Origin of the sequence: Psychrobacillus sp. PGGUH221 (genome assembly GCF_042055255.1) — a bacterium.
GTDB lineage: Bacteria > Bacillota > Bacilli > Bacillales_A > Planococcaceae > Psychrobacillus.
Map to the genome: position 1 here is coordinate 219,677 of NZ_JAQMHQ010000005.1, position 26,680 is coordinate 246,356.

General features: G+C 34.9%; 29 protein-coding genes and 1 pseudogene. 5 read left to right on the forward strand and 25 right to left on the reverse strand.

All coding sequences use genetic code 11. The features are described from left to right. The first annotated feature begins 88 nt into the window (after window positions 1–88). Window positions 89–1,501, forward strand: coding sequence for a cryptochrome/photolyase family protein (locus PGC35_RS10300; protein WP_375219090.1), 1,413 nt, complete (start codon window positions 89–91; stop codon window positions 1,499–1,501). Window positions 1,502–1,519: 18 nt separating this feature from the next. On the opposite strand, the gene PGC35_RS10305 is transcribed toward PGC35_RS10300, so the two are convergent. After that, window positions 1,520–1,963 carry an SgcJ/EcaC family oxidoreductase gene (locus PGC35_RS10305; RefSeq protein WP_375219091.1) on the reverse strand — a complete coding sequence of 148 codons (444 nt, stop codon included), beginning with the start codon at window positions 1,961–1,963 and terminating at the stop codon, window positions 1,520–1,522. A 149-nt stretch (window positions 1,964–2,112) separates the two neighbouring features. Here PGC35_RS10305 and PGC35_RS10310 point away from each other — a divergent pair, with 149 nt between their 5' ends. Both PGC35_RS10310 and PGC35_RS10315 read left to right on the forward strand, forming a co-directional pair. Further along, on the forward strand, window positions 2,113–2,346 hold the full coding sequence (locus tag PGC35_RS10310; protein WP_375219174.1) for a YkvA family protein: 234 nt from the start codon (window positions 2,113–2,115) through the stop codon (window positions 2,344–2,346). Between the two features lie 97 nt (window positions 2,347–2,443). Then, a complete protein-coding gene (locus PGC35_RS10315; RefSeq protein ID WP_053591479.1) occupies window positions 2,444–3,625 on the forward strand; it encodes an aminotransferase class I/II-fold pyridoxal phosphate-dependent enzyme in 1,182 nt (393 codons plus the stop codon). Between the two features lie 36 nt (window positions 3,626–3,661). Here the strand turns inward: PGC35_RS10315 and PGC35_RS10320 are convergent, their stop codons facing one another. The 14 genes from PGC35_RS10320 to PGC35_RS10385 all read right to left on the reverse strand — a co-directional run bounded on the left by PGC35_RS10320 (window position 3,662) and on the right by PGC35_RS10385 (window position 15,858). Continuing rightward, entirely contained in the window at window positions 3,662–5,326 is a 1,665-nt protein-coding gene (locus PGC35_RS10320) for a diguanylate cyclase domain-containing protein (RefSeq protein WP_375219092.1), read from the reverse strand. A gap of 260 nt (window positions 5,327–5,586) precedes the next feature. Next, window positions 5,587–7,029 carry an MATE family efflux transporter gene (locus PGC35_RS10325; protein WP_375219093.1) on the reverse strand — a complete coding sequence of 481 codons (1,443 nt, stop codon included), beginning with the start codon at window positions 7,027–7,029 and terminating at the stop codon, window positions 5,587–5,589. A 142-nt stretch (window positions 7,030–7,171) separates the two neighbouring features. Then, window positions 7,172–7,531, reverse strand: coding sequence for a hypothetical protein (locus PGC35_RS10330; protein WP_375219094.1), 360 nt, complete (start codon window positions 7,529–7,531; stop codon window positions 7,172–7,174). 124 nt (window positions 7,532–7,655) lie between these two features. After that, the gene (locus tag PGC35_RS10335) at window positions 7,656–8,126 is read right to left on the reverse strand and encodes a glutathione peroxidase (protein WP_375219095.1); all 471 of its coding nucleotides are present in this window, start codon (window positions 8,124–8,126) and stop codon (window positions 7,656–7,658) included. Window positions 8,127–8,148: 22 nt separating this feature from the next. Then, complete coding sequence (locus PGC35_RS10340) at window positions 8,149–8,583, reverse strand: MarR family winged helix-turn-helix transcriptional regulator (RefSeq protein WP_375219096.1); 435 nt, start codon at window positions 8,581–8,583, stop codon at window positions 8,149–8,151. Between the two features lie 138 nt (window positions 8,584–8,721). After that, a complete protein-coding gene (locus PGC35_RS10345) occupies window positions 8,722–9,249 on the reverse strand; it encodes a GNAT family N-acetyltransferase (protein ID WP_375219097.1) in 528 nt (175 codons plus the stop codon). A gap of 2 nt (window positions 9,250–9,251) precedes the next feature. Then, a complete protein-coding gene (locus PGC35_RS10350; protein WP_375219098.1) occupies window positions 9,252–10,127 on the reverse strand; it encodes a DMT family transporter in 876 nt (291 codons plus the stop codon). Window positions 10,128–10,154: 27 nt separating this feature from the next. Further along, window positions 10,155–10,676 (reverse strand): tubby C-terminal domain-like protein, encoded by a 522-nt coding sequence (locus PGC35_RS10355; RefSeq protein WP_375219099.1) that lies wholly within the window; start codon window positions 10,674–10,676, stop codon window positions 10,155–10,157. Window positions 10,677–10,679: 3 nt separating this feature from the next. Next, entirely contained in the window at window positions 10,680–10,856 is a 177-nt protein-coding gene (locus PGC35_RS10360; RefSeq protein WP_375219100.1) for a hypothetical protein, read from the reverse strand. Window positions 10,857–10,878: 22 nt separating this feature from the next. Beyond that, on the reverse strand, window positions 10,879–11,826 hold the full coding sequence (locus PGC35_RS10365) for an NAD-dependent epimerase/dehydratase family protein (protein ID WP_375219101.1): 948 nt from the start codon (window positions 11,824–11,826) through the stop codon (window positions 10,879–10,881). 406 nt (window positions 11,827–12,232) lie between these two features. Beyond that, entirely contained in the window at window positions 12,233–12,958 is a 726-nt protein-coding gene (locus PGC35_RS10370; RefSeq protein WP_375219102.1) for an IucA/IucC family C-terminal-domain containing protein, read from the reverse strand. Next, the gene (locus PGC35_RS10375) at window positions 12,959–13,771 is read right to left on the reverse strand and encodes an ABC transporter ATP-binding protein (protein WP_053591469.1); all 813 of its coding nucleotides are present in this window, start codon (window positions 13,769–13,771) and stop codon (window positions 12,959–12,961) included. Window positions 13,772–13,801: 30 nt separating this feature from the next. Further along, window positions 13,802–14,857, reverse strand: a complete 1,056-nt coding sequence (locus PGC35_RS10380) for a FecCD family ABC transporter permease (protein WP_053591468.1) — start codon at window positions 14,855–14,857, stop codon at window positions 13,802–13,804. Next, entirely contained in the window at window positions 14,854–15,858 is a 1,005-nt protein-coding gene (locus PGC35_RS10385) for a FecCD family ABC transporter permease (RefSeq protein ID WP_375219103.1), read from the reverse strand. The genes PGC35_RS10380 and PGC35_RS10385 overlap by 4 nt, the downstream gene beginning before the upstream one ends. 197 nt (window positions 15,859–16,055) lie before the next feature. Between PGC35_RS10385 and PGC35_RS10390 the strand changes: the two genes are divergently transcribed. Further along, window positions 16,056–17,033: an ABC transporter substrate-binding protein gene (locus PGC35_RS10390; RefSeq protein ID WP_275787932.1), complete on the forward strand. Its 978-nt coding sequence runs from the start codon at window positions 16,056–16,058 to the stop codon at window positions 17,031–17,033. A gap of 85 nt (window positions 17,034–17,118) precedes the next feature. Here the strand turns inward: PGC35_RS10390 and PGC35_RS10395 are convergent, their stop codons facing one another. The 7 genes and pseudogenes from PGC35_RS10395 to PGC35_RS10425 all read right to left on the reverse strand — a co-directional run bounded on the left by PGC35_RS10395 (window position 17,119) and on the right by PGC35_RS10425 (window position 23,305). Beyond that, window positions 17,119–18,021, reverse strand: coding sequence for a DMT family transporter (locus PGC35_RS10395; protein ID WP_375219104.1), 903 nt, complete (start codon window positions 18,019–18,021; stop codon window positions 17,119–17,121). A 112-nt stretch (window positions 18,022–18,133) separates the two neighbouring features. After that, window positions 18,134–19,585: a magnesium transporter CorA family protein gene (locus PGC35_RS10400; protein WP_375219105.1), complete on the reverse strand. Its 1,452-nt coding sequence runs from the start codon at window positions 19,583–19,585 to the stop codon at window positions 18,134–18,136. A gap of 118 nt (window positions 19,586–19,703) precedes the next feature. Further along, window positions 19,704–19,871 (reverse strand): hypothetical protein, encoded by a 168-nt coding sequence (locus tag PGC35_RS10405; RefSeq protein WP_172794360.1) that lies wholly within the window; start codon window positions 19,869–19,871, stop codon window positions 19,704–19,706. A 58-nt stretch (window positions 19,872–19,929) separates the two neighbouring features. Then, window positions 19,930–20,418, reverse strand: a complete 489-nt coding sequence (locus tag PGC35_RS10410; RefSeq protein WP_375219106.1) for a YndM family protein — start codon at window positions 20,416–20,418, stop codon at window positions 19,930–19,932. A gap of 211 nt (window positions 20,419–20,629) precedes the next feature. Further along, window positions 20,630–21,409, reverse strand: a pseudogene (locus tag PGC35_RS10415) (cytochrome c oxidase assembly protein); the annotation flags it as partial. A 16-nt stretch (window positions 21,410–21,425) separates the two neighbouring features. Next, window positions 21,426–21,905, reverse strand: a complete 480-nt coding sequence (locus tag PGC35_RS10420; RefSeq protein ID WP_056830730.1) for a DUF2243 domain-containing protein — start codon at window positions 21,903–21,905, stop codon at window positions 21,426–21,428. A gap of 359 nt (window positions 21,906–22,264) precedes the next feature. Further along, complete coding sequence (locus PGC35_RS10425; protein WP_375219107.1) at window positions 22,265–23,305, reverse strand: ATP synthase beta subunit C-terminal domain-containing protein; 1,041 nt, start codon at window positions 23,303–23,305, stop codon at window positions 22,265–22,267. Window positions 23,306–23,491: 186 nt separating this feature from the next. Between PGC35_RS10425 and PGC35_RS10430 the strand changes: the two genes are divergently transcribed. After that, window positions 23,492–23,890, forward strand: coding sequence for a VOC family protein (locus PGC35_RS10430; RefSeq protein WP_375219108.1), 399 nt, complete (start codon window positions 23,492–23,494; stop codon window positions 23,888–23,890). Between the two features lie 391 nt (window positions 23,891–24,281). On the opposite strand, the gene PGC35_RS10435 is transcribed toward PGC35_RS10430, so the two are convergent. From PGC35_RS10435 to PGC35_RS10445, 3 genes are all read right to left on the reverse strand, one after another. Next, a complete protein-coding gene (locus tag PGC35_RS10435) occupies window positions 24,282–25,247 on the reverse strand; it encodes a hypothetical protein (RefSeq protein ID WP_375219109.1) in 966 nt (321 codons plus the stop codon). Between the two features lie 73 nt (window positions 25,248–25,320). Continuing rightward, window positions 25,321–26,097, reverse strand: coding sequence for a hypothetical protein (locus PGC35_RS10440; RefSeq protein WP_275787753.1), 777 nt, complete (start codon window positions 26,095–26,097; stop codon window positions 25,321–25,323). A gap of 44 nt (window positions 26,098–26,141) precedes the next feature. Beyond that, on the reverse strand, window positions 26,142–26,573 hold the full coding sequence (locus PGC35_RS10445; RefSeq protein WP_375219110.1) for a hypothetical protein: 432 nt from the start codon (window positions 26,571–26,573) through the stop codon (window positions 26,142–26,144). Between the last annotated feature and the right edge of the window lie 107 nt (window positions 26,574–26,680).

The window sequence follows — 26,680 nt, forward strand, 5'->3', positions numbered from 1 at the left end:
AGCTTTTTCAATATTAGAGACAAAGTGTATATAATAACCGCTGGTGTACTAAAATTAGAAGAAAAAATGAAACGAAAGAGTGAGTGTGTTGTATACGAAAAAGATAATCGTTTGGTTTAGAAAAGATTTACGAATACATGACCACCCTGCCTTATGGGAAGCAACACAGCAAGGCATTGTAATTCCTGTCTTTATTTGGTCAAAGGAAGAAGAAAAAGAATATCAAGCGAGTGATGCATCTTTATGGTGGCTTCATCACTCTCTCCTTTCATTTCAACAACGAATTCCAATCATCATTAGAGTTGGCAACGCATTAGAAGTACTGCAAGATTTAATACAAGAGACTCATGCAGGCGCTGTCTTTTTCAATGAACGGTATGAACCATCTATTGTGGAAAGAGATAAATCAATTATTATTAAGTTGGAGGCTCAAAACATAGACGCCCGTACCTATAATGCACATCTACTCTATAATCCAGAGATAATGTTCAATAAAAGTCAAAAGACATATAAAGTATTTACGACTTTTTGGAAGAGGAGCATGCAAATTAATGCACATCATCCAGTCCCTACTCCCCATGAATTTGAGGTTTATAAGAATCCAATAATAAGTGTGACAGTCGAAGAACTTCGATTACTTTCTTCTATAGAGCGAGTTGATCAATTAGGACTGTATTGGAAACCCGGTGAGCCGGGAGCAATTGAGATGTGGGAACATTTTATTAGCAACGATTTATATAAATATGAAAGAAAAAAAGACTTTCCATCTGCCAGTGCAACATCTACATTGTCTCCCTACTTGGCATCGGGTGATATGAGTGTTCGTTCTATTTTTTATGAAGCTAAAAAGGATGACTCCCCCATGCTTCAATCATTCATTCGGCAATTAGTTTGGAGAGAATTCTCTTATCATCAGCTTATTCAATACCCTTCATTTCCACTGAAACCATTACGGTCAAATTTTGAGCATTTTCCCTGGCAAAAAAATGAGGAGAACATGACAAGTTGGAAAAAAGGGCTAACAGGCTATCCACTAGTAGATGCAGGAATGCGAGAACTATCCGAAACAGGTTATATGCACAATCGCGTCCGTATGGTAGCTTCCTCTTTTCTTGTAAAGCATTTGCTAGTTGATTGGCGAATAGGGTACGAATGGTTTCAACAAAAACTTGTAGATTTTGATGTGGCAAATAACGCAATGGGTTGGCAATGGGTTACAGGCTCTGGAATTGATTCTGCTCCCTACTTTCGAATATTCAATCCGATTATTCAAAGCGAAAAGTTTGACCCTCATGGGGATTATATTAGGAAGTGGGTTCCAGAACTTGCTAAACTACCCTCTCCATACATTAATCGTCCGTGGGATACTCCTCTGAATATTTTGGAAGAAAGTAACATTCAACTTGGTTCTACTTATCCACACCCTATCGTTGATCATTCTAGTGCACGAGAACGTGCATTACGTGCATACGATTTAATAAAAGGAATAAAAAAAACATGAGGTTCCATCTCATGTTTTTTATATATTCAATGTTTCCTCTAATTCCTTTGTCATTTGGTCAACTAGCTCAGGTCTTCCATGAAAAAGAGCGGGAGTATTTTGGAATAGTCTTATTTGCCATTTCTCTTCTTTTAATTCTACTACTAATGTGTGGTGTGTATTTACTGAAGGGTTGATCGTTGATTGATCGGGGGGAATCATTCCGGCAATCGAACGTAATAGAGCTGTGTTTTCATTTAGAAAAGATACCTCTTTCACTTTATAAACAAATGTTGCAGTACGATGACTCTCAAAAACTGGACGTAAATGTTCAAACATGCTTTCACGCCCAACCTCCAAACTTCCATCATATCCAATCATGACCCCATCTAATGAAAATAAATTGGACATTTCTCTTGCATCCGCAATATTCCATGCATTTATCAGCTTTTTATATAATTCTTCAATATCTGTTATTTCCATTTTTCCTATCTCCCTTAAAACGATCTATTATATCTTTTATTTTAAACTAATATGAACGATTCGTTAATTTTCTTCCTATCCATTAAAGCGAATACTTATTTATAAAATGAGTTTAGGTGATAGATACATGATTTCAAGATTTTAGTCGGATTGATTTGATACCTGATTTCATTCCAGTACTAGGATATATAGATGATCTTATTCTAATCCCTTTCGCCATTTCTATTGTCTTGAGATTAATACCGAACAACATTTTAAATGATTGTCGGAAATTAGCCGAAAAATCGGAAAAAGTGAAAAGGAATAATTGGTTTGCTGGAATAGTTATTATTTCATTGTGGATTAGTTGTATATATTTACTTTTTATTCTTTTCACAAAATAGTCATAACATCTAATATATTGCATGCATTATTTTTCACAATATTGATTTAATTTATGATAGAATAGGTTTTAAATTTGCTAGCGAGGAGTGCTTTTAATTGATTATCGAACCATCTAAAAAAATGTCTATTTTTGAACCTGCTATTTTCGGAGACTTAAAAGCAGCCGCCGCGCTTAAAAAAGCTGCAGGTTTTGAACTATATGATTTAAGTTTAGGTAGTCCTGACCTGCCACCAGATGAAAAAGCAAGAAAAGTATTATCAGAACAAAGTTATTCAGCCACTTCGTATGGTTATACACTAAATGGAACAAAACGTTTTTATGAAGCGGTTGCTGATTATTATAAACGACGTACGAATGTCATCCTCGATCCTCAAACAGAAATTGTACAAACAATGGGATCTCAAGAGGGGCTTGTCCACCTTCCTATCGCATTTTGTAACGAAGGAGATTATGTGTTAACAACCAATCCTGGCTACGTTGCGTATGATGCAGGGATTAAATTGGCCGGAGCAGTTCCATACTATATGAATCTATTAGAAGAAAATAATTTTTTACCTGATTTAGATGCAATTCCTGAGGAAGTAGCTTATAAAGCGAAATTAATGATTTTAAATTTACCAGGAAATCCAGTTCCAGCTATGCCAGATCCTGCATTTTTTGAAAAGGCTGTAGCATTTGCCAATAAATACAATGTTATTATTTTACACGATGCTGCGTATTCTGAATTTTATTTTTCTGGAGATTCTCCAAGCAGCTTCTTAGCGACACCGGGAGCGATGGAAGTAGGAATGGAAATCAACTCATTATCCAAAAGCTTTAGTCTTGCCGGCACGCGAGTTGCTTATATTGTCGGGAATGCAGAAATGATTACAATAATGAAACAGCTTAAATCAAATTTAGATTTTGGTATATTTGAACCCATCCAGGAAGCTGGAATTACTGCATTAAATAATGCAGAAGAGATAACAGATCGTTTGCGTACAGTTTTCACTGAACGTCATAAAGTTTTATCACAAGGCTTAAAAGATATCGGGTGGACAGTGACACCTTCTAGTGGAGGAATGTTCGTATGGGCAAAATATCCGTACGAAATGGATGATAAAGAGTTTGCATTTGAAGCAATTAATCAAACAGGTGTAGTTATGGTTCCAGGTACCGTTTTTGGATCTGCAGGAGCTGGATACGTTCGTGTTGCACTAGTACAAGATGTCCAGATTCTGAAAAAAGCAGTAGACCAATTAAAGAAACTTAAGATTCAAGTCCCTTCTCCTATTTAATAATAAGTTATAAAAAAACGTTTCTAAGAACTTCACTTAGAAACGTTTTACTCTATATAGATTTTTTCCTGCTCTTTTAGCTTCGTACATAGCAAGATCTGCATTTCTTAACAAAACGCTATCTGATATATTATCCTGCGTGGATAAAGCTATACCCATACTTATCGTAATAGTTAGTTCTGCATCTTCAATATGCCATGGGGATTCCATTACTCGTTGTATATTATTTGCGACCTCAATAGCTTCTTCCTCATTATCCACCAATGGAAGCAAAACAATAAATTCATCGCCTCCCAGTCGAACAGCTATATTATGAGGTTTAATAGATGCTCTTAGCCTCTTACTAAATTCCTGAATGACAAGGTCACCAATTTCATGCCCCCATACATCGTTAATGCATTTAAAGTCGTCTATATCTAGAAGAATTATAGTAATTCCTGTCTGTTTTTCTTTAGGAAGTTCCGAGAGTCGTTCACTTAGAAATCGTCGATTTGGTAATCCAGTCAATGAGTCATGATAGGCAAAATACTCAAGTTTGTTTTCATATTCCTTTTGCAAAGATATATCTTTAGCAGTCATGACCATAAACCTAAAACAATTTTCATCACTATAAACTGGAGATCCTTTAATTTCGATCCAAATCCAGCCTTTCTTTTCATGCATGACTCTCAGCTGTACTTGAAATGGTTTTGCATGATGAATAGATTGCTCAAACTTGGTTTCTAATAACTTAATGTCATCTAGATGAATATTACATAATGGATTTTGATCATTATTCTTCTCAAGATCGTATCCGAATACCTCCTTGCTAGATGGAGATACATATAAATATTCTTTGTTATGGTTCATCATTATAACAACATCATGAACATTTTCAGTGATAATTTGAAAAATCTGTTCACTTTCCACATTTTTAGATACTAGTTTGTCCAATTCTCTCATATCTTTTACAATCATATAAATTCCACTTATTATATGGTGAAGATGAATAGGGATGAATTTGACTAAGCAACCAATACGTTCGCCAGTTTTGTCTACAAAGTTCAGACGATAATCTTTTAAATCCCCGTTAATCGATTCCGTAAAATATTTATTTGCGCTCTCCCGATCTTTTGGGTCAACAAACTCGATAAAGTTTCTACCTATTAATTCCCCTATACTATAATTACTTAATTTATCTGATGTTTTATTGCCACCTAATATATGACCATGCAGGTCCATTGTAAAAATGGCATCTGAATTTTTATAAAATAAAGAGCGGTATTGAGATTCGGCTTTTACAAGACGATTTTTCGTTACATCTCTGTCTGTTTCGGCTATTTTTTCATTTGTAATATCCTGTGTAATAGAAGTTATATGAGTAAACGACCCATCCTCATTAAATATAGGTGTTAGTGTAGACTTCCCGTTTCTAATCTCGCCATTTATATTTGTATATGTAGCTTCAAATGTTACAGGCTCCCCAGTTTTTAAAACTTTTGTATATTGTGCTTCTAATAAGGACGCCTTATCAAAATCGTGTACTTCTCGAAATGTCCTACCTATGGCTTTTTGGTCTAGTCGAATGGTTTCCATTGCTGCTTTATTAAAAAAAGCATAATAGAAATTAGTATCTTCTCCTACCTCCATAACAAATACCATTTCTTGTATCCCTTCCATCAAAACTTTTACGAAAGGAAGTTCCATTGATTTTTTGATCAAACTAATTCACCTCCAATTCAAGATACTTATATTCTAATTAAAACATATGATTGTTTAGATATCCTCTTATTTTTTTCCATAAGAAAAGCGCTAATAGCTCCGTTTAATAGAAAAACCTCTTTTCTATTATTTTCAGAGTGGTATGGATAGGGGGGGTCATAACATCATTACCGCGTGATATTTGTGAGAGAATAGACATTGCCCTATTAACCTCATATGCTTCTGAAAAACCTTTTAAACAACTAGAAAAGACGAAGCAATTACAATGCTTCGCCTTCATTTGATATAGTATCTTTCCCTTTAGGATGAATAAGTGCAAACTTTTCCCATTTCCTACTCTTCCATCTAAAATACATAATAACTGCACGTGTCCATTCGTCAGCTGCAATTGCTAACCAAACACCTGGAAGCCCTAAGTCTAATACAAAAACTAAAAAGTAACCAAGTGGTAAACTCATCATTACCATAGACAAAGCACCCATGAGGACCGGAAAGCTTGCGTCCCCCGCTGCACGCAAAGAGTTAATGATGACGATATTCATAGTACGGCCAGTTTCTAGTACTAAACTTAGCAGTAATACAGATGCCCCAATTTTTATGATTTGCTCATTATCCGTAAACAGGCTCATGAACGGAACTCTGAATATCATTACAATCGAAACCATTACTAGTGTGAAAAGAAGCGCCCATTTCACACTAAACCAGACAGATTTATAAGCTTCGTCCTTTTCATTTGCCCCAACGAATCTACCGACAATAATTGCAGTCCCCATACCAATTGCAACAGCAAAAAGATACGTGAACATAGAAATATTGACCGCATATTGTCTAGCAGCTAATGATTCTGCGCCTAGGTAAGTAACGTAATATAAAAATACAATTTGACAGCCCTGATATAAAATTTGTTCAAATGCAGACGGCAGACCAATTTTTAATATTTTTTGAATATATTCTTTGGAGATCGTAAAGTAATATTGCACTTGAACACGATATTCCATGACTCGATATAGCAACCAGAAGAATACTAGCAATGCGATCAGTCGACTGACAACAGATGAGATTGCTGCTCCTTGGACACCTAGTTCTGGAAAACCAAACTTACCGAAAATAAGAGCATAGTTTCCAAGTACATGGATAATATTCATACCTAATGAAACAAACATCGTCTGCTTTGTATAGCCATGTACACGGATAATTGCCGCCAATGCATTGATGACTGCTTGTAGAAAAATAGCTCCACCTACAATAGAAAGATACTGATGTGCATGAACTAACACATCTCCTGTTAAATTCATGGCAACCATCATGCTTTTGGAAAACAATACAAATCCGATACTAAGTAAAATCCCTACTCCTAAATTTAACGTTACTGCTAAGCCAGAAATTTTTGATGCCTCTATATATCGCTTAGAGCCTAAATATTGTGAAACAACAATAGCTGCTCCGTTTCCCACTACTTCAAGCACTAAAATAGCGATGTGAATATATTGATTTGCAGCTCCTACCCCTGAGACCGCATTATCAGAGAGAGCACTCAGCATAAAAGTATCAGCAATCCCCATGAGCATAAACAAAAACACTTCTAAAAAAATAGGCCAAGTTAAGTGAAATAAACTTAACTTTTCCCCTAAATCATTCTTCTTACTAAAAGCCACTAATATTCCTTCTTTTCTATTGTTTTTCAATAAGATGAATCTTATCACAAAAAGGTTATTCCTACTATAGTTCGACCTCTCTTTCTTGCGAATATTTTCATCTCGCACAACTGAATTTATGCACTTCTTTCAGATAAAACAACTAGAAGAAATAAAAAATGGTCGCCCTTTTAGGAGGACGACCACTATTTTATTTCTCAATACCTATATGCTTATGAATATACTCTTTCAGTGCTGGTGGAGATAATTCTATTTCGTTTATTAGAAGACTATCCTTTACATAGGCTAGTTTATTTCTCTCTGTCGCGTATGATTGGATATGTAAAATACCATCAATGTGAAGAATTCCTTCATTTGTAATCCCTAGTTCCTCATTCTCGTTACTCATCCATCCTTCTTCAAGTAGTTCCGCTATTATTTTATCAAAGTCTGGAAAGCTGTCTGGAACAGTGTCATTTAATTCCTTCAACGCTTCTTCTTTATTTTCTTCTATAAAATTATAAACATAATAAGCCAATAATATTTGATCATTTGATGTAAGTTTCCCCATTTTTTCTCCTCCTCATAAACCCTTTCCATCATTATTCCTTTTTTCTGAGGTACTTAAACATCATTGTTCCTATCAAAAAATGACTTGAATCATTATATAGATTCAAGTCATCCTCTCATTGTTTTTATAAAACGTGTATGATATCTTTTTCAAATGATTCTGGGTTATCAGTTGGGGAATACCTTTCCACTAAATTGCCCTCTTTATCGACAAGAAATTTAGTAAAATTCCATTTAATACTGTTTGATAGGAATCCCTTACTGTTTGTGGTTAAGTATTTAAATAAAGGATGTGCTTCCTTTCCATTTACTTTTACAATTTCATGCATTGGAAATGTTACACCATAGGTCATACGACAAGCTTGGGCAGCTTCCTCTGAATTGGTTACCTCTTGATGAAATTGATTGGATGGGAATCCAAGCACCACCAGGCCTTGATCTTTGTATTGATTGTATAGCTTTTCCAATCCATCAAACTGATTGCTAAGACCACATTTTGTGGCAGTATTAACAATTAGCATCGGCTTTCCTTTATAATCATTTAACTCGTATTCAATACCATCTGAAGTTTTTACTTTAATATCATAAATACTCAATATTATCACTCCTGCAATTTTTTTATTCTATCTGTGTCAAGAAAGCATTTAAACTTTTCAGGTTAGTCATGAGTGTTTGCGCGTTAATATCTAAGAAATTACAACTTATTATTTTGTCCATAATCGCCATTTCTATCGGCTTCTCTTCTCTTTTCGCTTTTTCTGTCAAAGAAATAATAAATGCTCGCTTATCTTTATCAGATTGTATCTTGTGTAACCATCCACTATCAATCATTCGATTAACTATAGGATTTAATGTCCCTATTCCCAGTCCTAATCGATTACCGATATCCTTTGTTAGTAAATAATCTTCCTCCCATAGCGCCAACAACACTAGATACTGTGTAAACGTTAATTGAAAAGGCTCCAAAGTTCGAGCATATAATTTAGAAAAATTACTTGAAGCTTTGTACACCTCAAAGCATAATTGCTGATCCAGTTTTGAAGATTTAGCCATATAAACCACCTATACACAAATAATAATACATCGTACACGATATATTATCATTCTATAAAAAACCGTACAAAAAGTAAAATAAAAAGCAATAAAAAAGTGCATGAAAGTTTTCACTTAGAAAACTTCCATACACTCCATTTAAGGCTTATACTCCATCAGCCAACAATCTTTATATTCCCCTTCATGTAATTCACGCTTAGGTAATAATTTTATCTTTTTAAAGCCGCACTTTTCATAACAGTGAATCGCCCTTTTATTCCAAGTTTGCGGATCCATTACAATGATTTCTGCTTGTTTCTGTTCAAATAAATAGGAAACCATAGCACGAACCAAATTTTGTCCAATCCCTTTATTCCAATGCTTGTTTTCTCCTATGAATTGATCCATTCCATAGATATCCTCCTGTGTATACCCGTACACTTCTTTTGTTTCATCATCTAATGGATAAAATTGAATATAACCCACTGCTTCCTCTTCCCACTCAACCATACAACCAACTTCATCTTCTGGATGAAAAAATACTTGTATAACCTTCTCTACGTCAAATGGATTGTCCCTACCTTCGTAAAACTCAAGAACAACAGGATTAGAAAGCCACTCTGCTAATTTATGTCTATCTTTAAAATCTAATTCACGAACGATTAATTGACCTTTTTGAAATAGCATACTCATCCTCCTATCGAAGTTGTTTTTGGTTTAATTATAGTATAGATAATTCCTACGAAAATGAGGAGTATCCCCATGGTTTGTAAAATGGATGGACGAAAATCTAATATAATGGTATCGAGTAAAATTGCAACGACCGGATCAACAAAAACCAAGGCCGATATGACGACAGTCGATAACTTTCGTAAACTATCAAAAAATAAATAATAAACAAGACCTGTATGTATCAATCCTGTTCCTAAAATATAGAACCAATTGGACTCACTTAAACTATGAAACACATTAAAATCCATAAAGGGTAAAAGTATAAGAATACCAATTGCTGTTTGGAGAAACGTCATTGCATAAGCACTCAAATGATCAATTCCTTTTCCAAGTAGCATGGTCATTGCATAACATAAGGCCGATAAAAACGCCCAGACAAAACCCGAATCTAAAAAGGTTGTCCATGAACTAAAATCTTGTAGTCCAATAATCAATATACTGCCAAGAAAACATACAATAATAGCTAATAAAGAGGCGATACTCATCTTTTCTTTTAAAATCAAACTTCCTAGTATCAATACAAAAATAGGAGCAAGATTATAAATTGAAATGGCAATCGTAATCGACATTTCTTCAAAGGCTTTAAATAAAAATACCCAGTTAAGCACTAGAAAGATTCCACAAGCGATTGTTTGTAAAACTTCTCTCTTTTGCCAAACCTCCACTTTGTGTTGCCCTGAAATGACCCAACATAATCCTAAAAAAATAGTGGCACAAATACAGCGGACAAAAACCAATTCCACCGCTGGTATGCCTGTCTTTCCGGTAAAAAAACCGATAGAGCCAAATATGGCCATGGATAAAGTCATTTTGAACATTGCTGCTCCATTCATCAAATTAAACCATCCCTTCCCAAGATGTCACCCTCCAACAAACAATGCACATTGACTAATAGCTATAAAGAAAGCAACGTTTTGTATTGGTGAGTCATCTTCTATTTCTAAATAGATTGAAAACTGATCTCCTATTTCTGCCTTCCATCGAGCAATTTCTTTTTCGTTATGTGTAAAAAGAGACCAGTTCTCCAGTTCTTTTTGAATTCGGATTTGTATGTTACCATCAGTAATCGTAAGATCTGGGATTAATTCTTTCCATTTGTCGTAAGCTACTATATATGTCTTTTGTTGTAAATGGTCTATCGCTTCATAATAAATTCTACCTTTTTTGGAAACTTTTTTACAAGTAAAAACAAGTGTTTCATCCGCATCATAGACTTTATAGTATAAAAAATAACGATAGTCCATTGCTTTATCAAAGAATTTTTTTAGGCTATTAGAATAATACCGTTCAAATGAATGAGTAATTTTTCCCGTATCATCGTATACATGGATTCGCGTTGTTGTTTCAATTGCATTGGGATGTTTATATGTATATTTTTGCATATATTATTCTCCTTTTAAATGTCTTCCTATTTCTTTAACCTTATCATACTCAAAACCTCCTTTAGAACAAAATTCTAAAGGAGGTTTTAACGTAGATAATTTAGTATATCTGCTAACGATTTTTTGAATGGAATTAAAGGTTCCCATCCCGACTCTAATTACTCCTAAGTCATTTGGCAATCCTCTCATCTTCTAAGCACATCTACTCATTTACTTCTTCCTCTTGTACATTTATAGCGGAAGCTTTGTGGAAATAATACGTCTCCCTTAATCCCTCTTCTATCGTATACAACGGACTCCACTTTAAGATGTCTAGTGCTTTTTGATTACAAAGACAACTATGTTTAATATCTCCTTCTCTTGGAGATGTAAATTCTTTTGGTACTTGGACTCCGTTTATGTCACTTATTAGAGAGAGTATTTCATTAATAGAAGTTCGTTGTGAGGTGCTAATCTGTATCGTTTCTTGGTCTCCACACTCTATACTTGCGATATTCGCATCCACAACATCTTTTACATAGACGAAGTCTCTAGTTTGTTTTCCATCCCCATGAACGCTAATTTTTCCACCTTTATTAATACGATCGAAAAAGACAGATACAACTCCGCCTTCTCCTTTTGGCATTTGTCTAGGTCCATACACATTTGCAAATCTCAAAATTGTATAGTTTTGTCTATAAAGCTCATAAAAAAGCCTTATGTAGGACTCAGCAGTCAACTTGGATAAACCATAATAAGAAGATGGGTCAGTATTATCCTCTTCGTTTAAGAGTCCTCTATCTAAATTTCCATATACTGCGGAAGTACTTGCGAAAATAAATTTTTTTACCCTTGCATTTTTGCAGGCTTCTAACATATTAATAGTTCCAATAATATTGACATCCGCATCATAACTAGGATTTTGTACAGATTTTCCTACATCCGATTGAGCAGCTAAATGAAAAATTGCATCTGGTCGAATATTCTTAATTATATTTTTTGCATCTTCACTACAAATATCAACTACATGCATATGTGCTTGCGGATTTACTTGTCCAATTTGTCCTGAGCTTAAATTATCAAGAACGTGTACCTCCATTCCTTTTGAAATAAGTTTATCTACTAGGTGAGAACCGATGAAACCAGCACCCCCTGAAACGATTACTATCATAACTAATCTCCTTCTGTTTTTCCATACTATATGCAGTACTAAAGATTGTTAATGGGACATTTGCCAACAAATATAGATTCCTAAAAAGAGATGATTGAATAGCAAGGACATTCATTCATCGGAAAATTGTTTCTAATAACTGGTGTTTAATTAGAATAAGAGAATATCTAGTAGAATGAGGAGGGGTTTATAGAAACTTTGGAATTAGGGTTCGGAAGAATAAGCTATCTAGAAGATGATACGAAGTTTTATGCTTTCGAGGTGGGAATGATCTTGTAGAAGCGGTAGCGTAGCAAAGTAAGATTATTTCAGATAAACGAATGACATGGTAACGCAGAAATTGTAGCCCCTTTATCTGAGAGTGGATTTTTAAAGGAAAAAGAAAAAAACTAGACAATTTAGGTGTCTAGTTTTTTATATGCGGACATGTTGTGCAATACTTACCACTATTCGTTAAATGCGAGTAACAGCAAGTAATTCTTTTCCTACCTCTAATTCCTAACTCTTTTTTGTAATATCTTGCTAAAGGATTTTCACTATACTCACCAAAGAGCTTACTTGATGTAGGTGAAAGGATAAAATGAAAGTCTTCCTCTGCACGTTTTACAACATTTCGAGATATTTCTTCCTCTAGCAAAACAGTCTCATACAGCCAGAAAATATAAACCGCAATATTTTCCCATAAAACAAGCTTCGACACTTTCGCGACATTAGAGAGAATGTTTAGTATTGGTGATAAGTGTTCTTTAAAAAGGCTCTCTATACTGCTTTCCCGCCAATCCTCTCGATTCCCTTCGAGATTTTGCACATCTAGATGGTGAAAGTAGAAAAAAGGAAGCCAAAGTTCATCACTATCTTTCGTTTCTAATGAGACATTTTCAAATGAGATATTTAATCTTTTATTACAAGTGGTCATCGTATACAAATAAATAACAGACAAAAATGCATATCTTTTTATAAAAATAGAAGCTGCAACCTTTATATTAGCAGCCCCAATGTAATGCTGTAAGGAAACTAAATAACTCTTTAAATAGGATTCATCCAAGAGTTTTGACGTTTCAATTGAAAGAGAAGAATCCAATTTTTCTGTAGTCAAACGTAATGTTCGGAGTTTATCGAGATTTAAATTCAATTAAAGTCCTACTTCCTCTAAAATGCATCTTCCCTTACCAAATGGAATACATAATGGCGTACCAAAAAGAGGATCTTTTGTAATCTGACAGTCCATACCAAACACATTTTTTACTAACGGACAGCTTATAATATGCTCTGGTTTACCTTGTGCATAAATTTTCTGATCCTTAATCGCAACTATATTATCCGCGTACCGGCATGCCAAATTTAAATCATGTAGCACCATTACGATTGTTCGTTTCTCTTTTTCATTTAGTTCATAAAGTAAATCAAGAATCTCAATTTGATGTGTCATATCAAGATATGTAGTCGGCTCATCCAAAAGGATAATATCCGTATCTTGCGCTAAAGTCATAGCAATCCACGCTCTTTGGCGTTGTCCTCCAGATAAAGAATCTACCGGACGATCTTTTAAGTCTTCAATACCTGTTGCTTTTAAGGCATTTGTTACTTTTTCTTCGTCTTCCTCTGTCCATTGCTTTAACCATGTTTGGTAAGGATATCTTCCTTGTTTTACTAATTGAAGCACAGTCAAACCTTCAGGGGCAATTGGAGATTGTGGAAGAATAGACATTTGCTTTGCAACATCCTTTGTGGACATTTTAGATATTGCGTCACCTTCTAGCAATACTGCGCCGGTTTTCGGCTTCAACAATCGAGCAATTGAACGAAGAAGTGTTGATTTTCCACACCCGTTTCCACCAATGAAAACAGTAATTTCCCCTTTTGGTATTTGAAGATTTAAATCATTTATAATAATACTCTCCCCATACGATAGGGTTAAATTTTGTGTTTCAATCACTTGTTTCATTTCAATACACTCCTTTTTTCAATATCACTATTATGCATTCCTTGTTTTAAACAATAAATAAATAAAATAAGGTGCTCCTATTCCCGCCGTAAATACACCCGCAGGAATTTCCAAAGGAGAAAACATTGTTCTCCCGATTAAATCAGCTAACATAACCAATATCCCACCGATTAATGCCGACACTGGTAAAAGTGCTCCAAAAGAAGATCCTACTAACCTTCTTGCCATATGAGGAGCCATTAAACCGACGAATCCAATACCACCCGCAAATGCTACAGAACCTCCTACAAGTGCAGTGCTTACTAACAATAAGAAGAAACGTTGTCGTTGAATACTTCCCCCTACTCCTGTAGCTATGTCATCTCCAAGCTCTAAAATATTTATATTTTTTACCATAATGAAGGCAATCGTAACAAAAATAATCGTCCACGGCACTAATATAGCTACATTACTCCAGCTAGAACCATAAACACTACCAGTAATCCATATATTCGCTTGGCTCGCCCTATAAATCGGTCCCATAATCATCATCAATGTAGTTAATGCTTGCATGAGCGCCGAAATCCCTATTCCGATAAGCACTATTCTTATAGGTGATACTCCGTTTTTCCAAGCTAGAACGTATACTAGGAGCGCGATGACCCCTGCACCAACAAACGCTGCAAGAGGTAGCCATTTAATACTTACCGTTAAAGAGTTATTTGTATCACTGAAGAAGGATAAAAAACTTACAACTGCCACGGATGCTCCGCCAGTTATTCCTAAAATGTCCGGCGAAGCCAAAGGATTTCGTATCATTCCTTGAAGGATTCCACCAGCTACCGCTAAAGCAATCCCTACCATTAGTGCTACAATAATTCTAGGTAATCGGAATGATTGGACTACAAGCTGTTCCATGTCGCTTCCACCACCAAAAAGAACGCTCAAGACCGTTAGAGGGCTTAATCTCATATCGCCTAAACCGGTGCTGACAATAAATACAACTCCCGTAATTACAAGGAAACTTATTAAAACGAATATAGCTTTTTTATCAAATAGAAAGGATATTTTTCCTTTTAATGCTCTAAAGCTTTTGTATTGATTCATCGTGCATTAAACCCCTTTCTTGCAATGTAGATGAAGAATGGAGTCCCTATAATAGCAGTCATTACACCTACTGGAATTTCTTGAGGCATAATGATATATCTCGCTAATATATCTGCAACAAGTAACAAAATTCCTCCTAGAACACCTGAAAAAGGTATAAGCCAACGATGATCAATACCAACGATAAATCTAGTAAGATGGGGAATCACAATTCCTATAAAGCCAATTGGTCCAGCAATAGCTACGGATCCTCCTGCTAATAAAATGACGATAATAGCCACTATAATTTTTAAAAACCCAGTATTTACACCTAAACCTTTGGCAACATCTTCACCCATAGATAGAACATTCATTTTAGAAGCTATAATAATAGAACCGAACCAACCTAACAGTAAATAAGGTAAAACATTTAATAAGATTTCCATCTTTCTACCTTCAACTGATCCAGCTAGCCAAAATAAGACCTGCTCAAAAGCAGCTTCATTTATAACAAGAAATCCTTGTGTAAAAGAGGCAAACATAGCTGACATAGCGGCTCCAGCTAAAGTTAATTTCATAGGTGTGAGCCCTTCTCTTCCTGTTGCGCCAATCGTATATACAGCGATTGCTGCTACAGCCGCTCCTAAAAAGGATATCCAAGTAAATGCTTGAAGATTACTTACCGAAAATAAAGTAACTGCTAAAACTACTGCAAATCCAGCTCCAGCATTCACACCAAAAATCCCAGGCGAGGCAAGTGGATTTTTCGTAAGAGTTTGCATTAAGACCCCTGATATGGCTAAGCTACTTCCAACAGCAGCAGCAATAAGTGCTCGAGGTAACCTCACTGTTTCAATCACTATATGTTCGTTGGAACCATTATTATTTTGAAAAGCATCTAGAATCATCTTCCAAGAAGTTTCCGTATATCCGTAAACGATACTTGCACACATTAATAAGACTAATAGAGAAACGGCTATGATTAGACCAAGTAATCTTTGCCCATTTGATTTTAATAACATAACAGTAACCTTCCTAAGACACTTTTATAAACGCTATTTACCCCCTAGTCTATTGTAAGTTTAAAGGAGTGTCAATGAGTTTGAGAATCATTTTCAATTTCTTATTGACATAAGTTAAATAGAGCACTATTATAAAGCTTGTATTGAAAATGATTATCATTAACATTTGAATTTAGGAGGCAATCTAAGTGAATAATATGAAAAAGTTTTTCGCTATTATTTCTATATTTTCTTTATTGTTATTAACAGCGTGCGGACAAACGAAAGAAGACGCTACTACAACAGGTAAAGAGGACAAAGAAGACACAAGCTATACAGTAGAACATGCAATGGGTACTACTACAATTGAAAAAACACCTGAAAAGGTTGTAATTCTTACTAACGAAGGTACGGAAGCCTTACTTGCTTTAGGAGTAACACCTGTAGGTGCTGTTCAATCTTGGTTAGGAGATCCTTGGTATGACCACATTAGTGAGGATATGAAGAACGTAGAAGTTGTAGGCGTAGAGCAAGAGGTAAATTTAGAAAAGATAGCAGCCTTAAAACCAGATTTAATTATTGGGAACAAACTACGTCAAGAAGCTGTTTACGAGCAGTTAAGCGCAATTGCTCCTACTGTGTTCTCTGATACATTACGAGGCGATTGGAAAGAAAACTTCACATTATACGCTAAGGCATTAAACCTTGAAGAAAAAGGAAACGAAGTATTAAGTCAATTTGACACTCATATAGAAGAAGTAAAACAAAGTCTAGGGGACAAAGTGAACCAAGAAATTTCTGTTGTACGCTTTATGGCAGGTAAATCTAGAATTTATTATACTGACTCGTTCTCTGGAGTTATTTTTGATCAATTAGGATTTAAACGTGCTGCTCAGCAATCGGAACTTTTTACAGCTGATAACAAGCTTGGTAATTTAGCTATAGAAGTAGGAAAAGAAGTTATACCGAAAATGGATGGAGATGTGTTATTCTACTTCACATATGCACCACAAGGTGACCAAGCAGCACTAGATACCGCTGCTGAATGGACGAACGATCCTCTTTGGAAAAATTTAAACGCTGTAAAAAGCGGGAATGTTTATGAAGTAAGTGATGCTATTTGGAATACAGCCGGTGGTGTTTTGGCGGCAAATATCATGTTAGATGAAATCGAAGATATCTTTAATAAAAAATAAATAAATAAAAAGACTACAAACTCGAAAAATGAGATGTTTGTAGTCTTTTTATTTTAGTAGGATTAAACAATTTATATTTAGTCTACTAGAAGTCTAGTTTTTTTACCTTTTCATTTCGTTTTATTTGCTGTAGCAAAAAGAAAAATACTCCCAGCAACACAAGTATGCCTCCCATAATTTGCATGGCTACAAGTCGTTCATTTAAAATAATTGCCGCTAAAATAGTCGCCCCTACTGGCTCACCCAAAATACTCATCGATATAGTAGTTGCACTAACAAAATTCATTAGCCAATTGTTAATCACATGTGATATGGTCGGAACTATTGCAAGTAGCACAAAAATACCCCATTCTTTTGCATCATAACCACTTATCTGAACGCTTGTTGCAATATTGTACACAATCAACGCAACTGCTGCAAAAGCAAAAACAGAAAAACTATATATCCAATGGGATACTTTTTTGACGACACTTTGTCCTATTAATAGATATCCCACCACAGCAATGACACTTAGGAATGAAAGGATATCTCCAATAATCGCATTTTTACTTAAACCAAAATCACCCCACCCTACCATAACTGCTCCTACAACTGCTATTGCCATTGTCATCAAGGCAGATTTAGTTGTTTGTTCTTTAAAGAAAATCGCTCCGCCAATCAAAGCAATAATGGGTTGGAGAGCAAGAATAATTGTCGAACTCGCTACGGTAGTTAACTTTAAAGAACCAAACCAAAGAGCAAAGTGAAGTGCTAAAAATAAGCCAGATATGAATAACAATACCCATTCTCTTCTAGTTATTTTTTGAAACTCTTTTCTTTTAATCAATACAATTGGTAATAATAAAAAGCATGCTAAAATCATGCGATACATACTTAAAATAGTTGCTGGTGCATTCGACCATTTCACAAAAATCGCAGCAAAGGAAATTGCAACGATAGAAATAATCAATGGTAATACGATGGATTTCGATGTAGTTCCTTGACTCATTATAACTTACCTCGTCTCATAACTTCCCTATTTTTCTTTTCGTACTTTAATATAATGGATAATGATCGGAAAGTGAAACATAAAATAAACTTTCTATCTTATCGATAGAAAGTTATTTAAAGGAATCTCTTTTTCTTTTCCTATATATATTACGGATACCTTTTATTCCTTCCGTTGTCAGTAAAAGAACAGATAATGAAATCCCAATTAATGCCGTTAGCAGTGATATCCATTCAAAAAAGGAGTACCCCGATACTTTTGACCAATCCGTTTTCCCTTTCCAGTCTTCTATAATTAAGTTCATACCATAAATTCCTGAAATCACTGTAAAAACCGTTAACATAAATAACAACATGTTTTGTCTCTTATCCCGTTGTTTTTCCTGTGCCTGGTTAAGGTCATCTACCGTATTTTTCACTTCTTCAAACAAAGTATTTATATTAAATGTCTCCTTCAATATTTTTGTAAGCTCTTTACCTTCCATTCGAACCGAAACATTTTTAAAATAGTAGCGAGAATCGAACTTTGAAATCATTTCTATTAATTCCTCTACATATTCCTGATCCTTTGACCAACTTACTTCGCTATGTTCGAAAGAGAGTTTTAACAGCATTATTTTATAGTAGTAATGAAGCCATAAATTATAATAATGAATACCCATAAAGTGTGAAATTTCATTTTCTAACTCATGATTTTTTTCTACTGAAACAGTAGTCTGTGTGTGTTCAGAAGTAATAATATATGTACTTGGCGCCCATCGATCATACAACCGTTTCTCTATATAGCGTTCAATATATTTTGGATTATTTGCTGAGATAAACTCCTGCCCTTTTGAATCTTTTCCATCCAACTGTCCCATTCTAAATAATTGGTCATTTGTTATTGTCTGGTTCTCGCCTGCTATAAAAAAGGCAGACGCAAGCATTCGTTCATCTTCAAAGTAAGGTAAGCTTCCGTAGTACCCTTCTAATTTCTTGTTTCGTATGATAAATGGCTTTAAATTATGGCATAAATAATCTAGAATAAGCTCACTAGTTGAATCAAACTTTCCGCTTTGATGAATTATTTTACCGCCTTTTTCCTCTTCAATCTTTGCCTCTAATACACGAAAATGATTCATAAAATCCAAAACATTCGTTAGACTTTCTTGTTTTTTATCCATCTCTGTGCGAATGGTTATTAATCCTATTCCAAATGGGCACAATATAATATCGATGCTATTTAATGTAAAATCTAAGTTGTTTCCATTTACTTCGTAAACATAGGAGTCCCTTATTTGTTTGGAATAACGTAAAAAACCTCTGTCTTTAGTAGAAAAAGGAAATAGTTTATCTTCAATATACGGTAGAAAAAATTGATCTAATTCTTTATGACTAATTTTAATACCTTTCCCATAATAAAGATCCTGTAAATCTATATTTTTTAATTTAAAATAGTCAAACTGGTGCTCTACTAGGTTCTCCATTAAATCAGCCCGTTCTTTCTCGCGAAAAGAAAAAGGAAATAAGAATGTCATATATGACTTGGAGATAGTAAGATTATGTATTTTTATTTTCTCCACCATCTAAACGACCCCCTGATCTATTCCTTTGATAGATTATACCTCAATCCGTGAAACGCTAAACAAAAACACAGTTCTTCCTAATATCCCTTTAGGAAGAACTGTATTCATTTATCGAGTATTATTTTTGTTTGTTGTTTTGTTTGTTACGATTGTTTTTGTTTTTATTATTATTTCGCTCATTGTTATTCGTATTATTTAAATTTTGAAAGTTGAAGTCGTCAGCGAACTCAGCTTGGTTATTTTGGTTGTTATTACGAACCGTGTTATTACGATTATTGTTTCCCATGAAATGCTCACCTCCTTGACCATCTTAGATTGGTCTGAATGGAGGAAATTATACTTTTTTAATACATATTATGTGGCTTTGATTCGTCCTTCTTGTTATCACTAATGTCTCCAGACATTTTATCTAAATCTGCTTCTTCTGCAAATTCTGTTTGTAAATTAGTTCTTTGATAATATCCAGTTTTTTCATCTGGATTGGATTTTTCTGGTTCAAAAATATTCATTTGCATATAACGATGGAAATACATTTCACCAACTCCTAGAATTAAAGCAGATATAAATGCTGCTGTTCCTAATGCGATTGGTTCATCATATAGGTTATAACCCAGCAACCATATCACCGCAAAGGCAAGAACAAAATCACCGATTGCCGCAAGGACATTGCCAATCCTCGGCAAAATAAACTCATCCCCAATAAAACCAACAACAGTTAAAACTACACTAGTTATTAATATTTCGGTTAAATCAACACCAAAAAATAAGCCTAAAACAACCCAAAGAACGGCAGTAGTCATAATTAATTTAATTACAAATGATTTTATATGCATCACTTCACACCTTTCCTTCACTCTTTGTTGGTTGACCTGTTCTATCTTGATTTTCGCCTTTGACTTTTTTAGCAAACCATTCATTCAGTTCTTTATAACTCATCCCTGAATTCGCATTTAATCTTTTTACCTCTTCTATGTTTGTACCAACGACCGTATAGTTCTCTGAATTATGCTTTATGTGAAACCCTCCCTTTTTATACGATTGTAAGTTAGATTGATCCCGCAAACGGGAATGTTTGTACCACTGGAAAAACAAAACACAAATCAAACCTACTTCTATAGCATCACCACCATAGTACATAATCATCCCTCCAAGTTCGGACTGTAATCTCGTAACGCCAACAGGAGGATGGGCATAGATGTGCTTAGAAAGGATTGCATGACCAGACAACGCAAATAATAAAATTACGGATCGATAAACAAAACTTTTTCTATTTGGGGACGGATCAATATAAATGATTGAAATAGTAAATAAATAACCAGCAAGAAAAACATGGAAGTGAATGAACACATATAGAAGCATGTTTTGGTGCATCATAAGGAACAACTCAGTTGTATAAAGCAACCATAGACCTCCGACATTCAATACGGACGCGGTGATAGGATGATGAAGGATTTGTAGTGGCCAACTACGTAATACATGAGAAACTTTCCTTGCAACGGGTACAGGAAGCGTTCGCAATAGAAGGGTCATTGGTGCAGCTATTGCTATAAAAAGCGGGGCAAGCATACCAAGTAAAAGATGCCCAATCATATGTGCAAAAAAATTTGTATGTGATTGTTGAGCCAATGGTCCGATGACTGCAATCGTTGCTGATAATATACCCAGTATCAAAAAAACCATACGATACACCGGCCATTGTTTTTTTCTGCGATTAGATATTATTACTGCTGTTATATAAAGAATGAATGCAAGAAGAAAAGGAGTAGCCAGGACCAATTGAAAAATGTCTATATCACTAGTAGAGGCTTGGTGATTAGTATGCATGTGTGTTCTACTCCTTTCATTGTGCTCTTTGTCGAGTACTATAAAGAAGGAAGATGCCAATAATAATCATAATTGCTGCAGAAATATTCCATACTAAATCATAAGGAAGAATATTTACACCATAACGAATTTGATGTAGTCCCATCCATTTATGCTGAATTATCCCATCATAAAGTTGGAATGCACCTGCTCCCAAAAATATTCCACCTATCCATCGTTTTAACCAGAATGCATGACGACGGTGAAGATCAGCTAGCAAGAAGGAAGATCCTATAGTTGCAAAAAAACTAAAGGCATGAAATAAACCATCGGATACTAAACCAATATCCGTCGTCGACTTATCATAAAAATGATGCCAATGAAGAAGCTGATGAAAAACAGCCTCATCAATAAAAGCAACAAAACCAAAGCCAAATAGGATGCCTGTCCACATATTGCGTTGCGCATATAATAAACGATTTTCATGCTTCTTAGTATTTTTAGTCACTGTATTCATTTGGTCCTCCTTAAGGAAAGTTTTGGTTAGTTTCCCCCCGAAAAGGAATTTCTAAACCAATTAATTACAAGGCTTCTTCTGGAAAGTGGGATTCCAACTAAAAATTTAGAGCTAGTAAAAAATGATGCACATTCCAGGAAAAATACTAATAAAAACACCGTTGACTAATAAAATCGTTTGAAATTTTTTATTTATAGGCTATTCCCAACAAAGTATTCTACTTTCAACTAAATCCTCTAGGATACCGACTAAACGCCCTAAATTTCTACTAACATATTTGAAGATAATTTTCAGCCGTTTGTAGCTTCTATTTTCCAGTAATAAAGTGAGCGGAAAATAAATTCCGCTCACTTTATTAATTATTCTAAACTACCTTTAAACATTAGCTCTTTAATTGTAAAATTGTCAGCTTTACCCTCTAAAATATATTCAACATCTTTTAGCGTCTGTTCCATGTTTACCTCTTTACCCTCTTGGCCCGTAACTTCTTCAGCGACAAAAAACGGTTGAGTAAAATAGGCTTCTAATCGTGTGCCACGTTCGTATGTTTCTAGATCAGTGTCTCGAATCTTATCTTTGCCATGAACTGTTACGATCGAACGCAGTTCTCGATATCTTCTTAATAACTTTTGAGCACGTTGTCTTAAGTTAAAATGACGTTGATCTAAATCTACTCCTTCAATTATTGAGGATGTAGAATATAACGGATGCACCGCTGGATACAAATGTCTTGTAGCGAGATCAACATCTAGTTGCCATACCGTTTCTAAAGGACCGTAAGGCATTTCCTCATCCACTACTTCTCCAGAAAGGTCTAATAATATGGTTGTAATATTATTAATACTTTCAGCCACTAGTTTTTCTTGCAAATCTAAAAGTTCTCCGGATACAATGTAGCTTTTATCCGTTATAAAAATGATATCCCCCGAAATTGCAGAAAGACTTTTGAAAGTCTCCTCAATCGATTTTGTTACATAGTCAGCTAATTCAATGGTCCCTTCTAATACACTGTATTCTGTTGTCGGTAATAAGAATACAGTTGTATAATTGCTCTTTTTAAATCGATGCATTAATTCAGCTAAAATGACAACCTGCCCCATACCTGGTCTAGCAATTAAACCAGTCGTGCCTTCTTTTACGAGCGGCGCAAAGAAATCCAAAGTTTTAATTTTCGTTTCAATCATATTCAACTTCTCCCCTCTTATTATAAGCTCATCTACCGTACAGTTAGCTAATGATGCAAGACCTACTAGCGTTCTTACCTCAGCCTTCCCTAAGTCAATTTTTCCTGTGCATAAATTCGAGACAGTAGCTGGTCGAATTCCTATCGATTTAGCAGCGGTTGTTAGGTTAGGTACTTTTCTTCTTAATAAGGCAACGTTCAAACGTATTTCATCCATTATTTTCCCTCCTTGTTACTTTTAATAGTAATTTATTTTACTTTTAAATGCAATATAATTTTTCTCTTGAGAGTAAAAAATATTACTCTATAGATTAAATGTAAATTTTTTTACCTTTTTATTAAGAGGCAGGAATTCGCCATTCCTATGTGGAATATTTCTTAATAATAAGGAGGATTAAAAACTATGACTCACTTCATTTCGCGCATTTCCACAATAGAGATTCCGGTAAGTAATTTAGAGACTTCCATTGATTTTTATACAACTGTACTTGGTGTGTTTACAGATTTTAAAGGCGAAAAGGCGGCAATGTTGTCTTTTCATCAAAAAGGAGTTCCTACGATTTATTTAGTAGAGACAGAGGACTTCCAACCTCTTTCGTTTTTTAATAATCAATCAAAAATAGAGCATAGTATTATCGATTTCTATACTCCTTTACTAAAGGACTTTTACAAATTTCTAGAAAAGAAAAATATTGAAGTGGGACCATTGAATATTAATGAGGAGGGCATCGGAGGGTTTGGTTTTAAAGATCCTGACGGAAATCTGCTGAGTGCATGTAATGTAGAACATCTTGGACAATAGAAAGAAATTGCTATGTGACTTTATGTAATACCTGTTTTCAACCGTTTCTGGATTGCTACGATCAGACTCGGCTACAACTTTATCGTGGGATTATGAAGGGAAGGTCGTGACTGCGGTCACGACCTTCCCTTCTTTTACGATAATCTTTTGGCGTTCGTCTGTCCTTCGCCCTCTAGAAACTTTTGGAAACAGGTTAATAAAGCCTTGGATTATTAGAGAATTGATTCTGTCTTATTCATATTGTAAGCTCCCGAAGATGCAATTTCGGGAGCTTTCCACTAACTTTATTAAGTAAGCATTCTAATTGAAATGTTATATATCTAGTCGGAAAGAAAAAGCACCAGGTTCATACACAATCTAAAATTGTAGATGAACCTGGTGCTCCGTATTATTAGATTGTTATTGTGCTCAATGACTTATTTAAAAGAAATAATACCTTTTCATTAAATAATGAAGGTGATACTCGAGACATTTCTTCAATCGTTTTGTATTGAATTTGATGGAATTGAGGGTGATTTTCAATACCCCTTAAAATACTGTTCATAACTTCATGTGCTTTTGGATTCATCATTATATCAGAAAATGTACTGTTTATAGAGAAAACATCTCCAGTTATTGATAATTCTTCTACTATAACATTTTGTGTATTAGGCATTAAAAACCAATCTGTTACGGAGTAAATATCTACAACAACAGGCTCTTGTGTTTTTATCTCTACAACAGGTTCTGAAGATGATGCTTCGACAGGACTAACTTCTGTTGTTGGAGTTGGCTGTGGTTGTGGTTGCTCACCGTTTTCAGTTCCCGGAGTAGGTTCTGGCTTCTCTCCCGTTTCCGGTGTTGGTTCTGCAACTACTTCTGGACTTGGAGTAGTCGGAGTTACCGGTGTTGGTACTGGAATGAGTTTTAATTCAGCAGCTTGACCATCCATTTGTGCTTTTGCCTGAGCGATAATTGCATCCAAGTTTGCTAGAATTGCTGCCTGTTGAGGAGAATTGTCTACTTTCATACTTGCTCTAATTTTCTCCGCATGCGCTTGTAGCGCTGCAATGCGAATTTGTTTTTCAGAAGCAGTAAAAGCAGCAAGCTGTTCTTCTGCAATTTTCATTTCCGCTTGAAGTTGACCTTTCAATTGTCCCATAAGCAAATCTCTTTCTGTATTAATAGCTGCATCAATTTCTTTTAGCGATTCGTCTTGTTTTTTTGAAAACCAATTAGCTATTAATAGTTGAACGTCTTGATCAGCTAAAGCTGTTTTAACACCACCACCAAGGCCAATGGATAGGCAAAGAGCTCCAGCTATTATAGTAGCCTTTTTAATCGGTTTTCTTTTATATTTTTCTAATCTACTTAGCATGTCTTTTCCTCCAATCAGAAGAATAAGGACCTCTTAGTAACGGAGGCCCTTATTAAGAATATTATAAGAGATATTAATTATTAAATGCTGTGTCTACAATGCCTTGTAATTCTGATTTCGCTAACCCTTCAAGTTCTACAGCTTTTGCAGTGATTAATCCTTGTTGAACAACAACTAATGCATCTCTTTTAGCTGTAATAATTCCACGAAGTTCAATAATTTTCGCATCAATTAGAGCAATAATTTCATCGGTAGTTTGAGTAGTTTCAGCAGACAATTTATTTTGAAGATCTGTTTTTGCAGCATTTATCGCATCATTTAGATCATTAACTGCAGTAGCTTTTGCTCCTTCTAAATCAGTTGTTAATGTTCCAATTGCTTCAGTTCCCTTTGCTCCAGTGTGAACTGTTAAATCATTATTAGCGTAATTTATTGCCGATGTTCCCGCTTGATTGATTAATCCATTTGCAAAGCCTCTCAGTTGATCAAATTGACCAGATAGATAGGATTCAATATGTTCTTGCTCTTCTTTAATTGCATCTATATGGTCTTGCGCTTCTTTACTAATTTTTTGTTTTTTATCAGCTGATTCGCTATTTTTAGTTTGATTAATGCTATCTGTTGCTCCTTTTTTTAATCCGTTATATTCAGTTACTAAGCCATTTATTCTCCCATTTACATTACTCGCAACATTAGCTTCGATTTGTGAAGATGCACTATTAAATTGACCGTCATACCAAGCTTTTAATTTTGTCCCAGCATCTGAAGCTCCAAATGCTACTCCTGCTCCTGCAAACAAAGTTACTGCTACTGTTCCTGCGACTACTTTACCTTTTACTGTTTTAATCATTTTAATATCTCCCTTAAGTTTTATAATTTTTTTATAATAAGTCCTTAATTACCAAATACCTCTTTTAGTACTTCTTCGATGTCTTGATCGATTTCGTCTTCAATTTTTTCGTTGTCTACGTAATCTTCAAGGTTTACTTCTTTTAGCTCGGTAACTGATTGGTCTAACTGACTTTTAGTGTCCTGTTGATACCCCTCAATATTAGCCTTGGATTCTTTTATCTGATTACTAATCATACCTACAATGGAAGATTCAAAACTCTCTAATGTTTCCAATAGAAAGATATTTACTTCTTCGAAGGTTCTATCAATATCAGATGACACAAACTCTCTTTTACTTCCACTCTCCTTTACAAATGTTTGTCCATACCATTTAGAAAGGGTGTTTTGTGGGAGACCACTTGCATAAATGGTGCTGGCGCTTAGTAATACCATGAATAGTACAATAGTTCCAATAATTTTCTTAATATCTAGCACCCCTTTCTAGTTGCCCCTAAATATTCTATCCATGTACCTATTATTTTATAACTAAATTTACAAATATATTTTTATTATTGTTTGAAATCATTATTTCACATGTAATA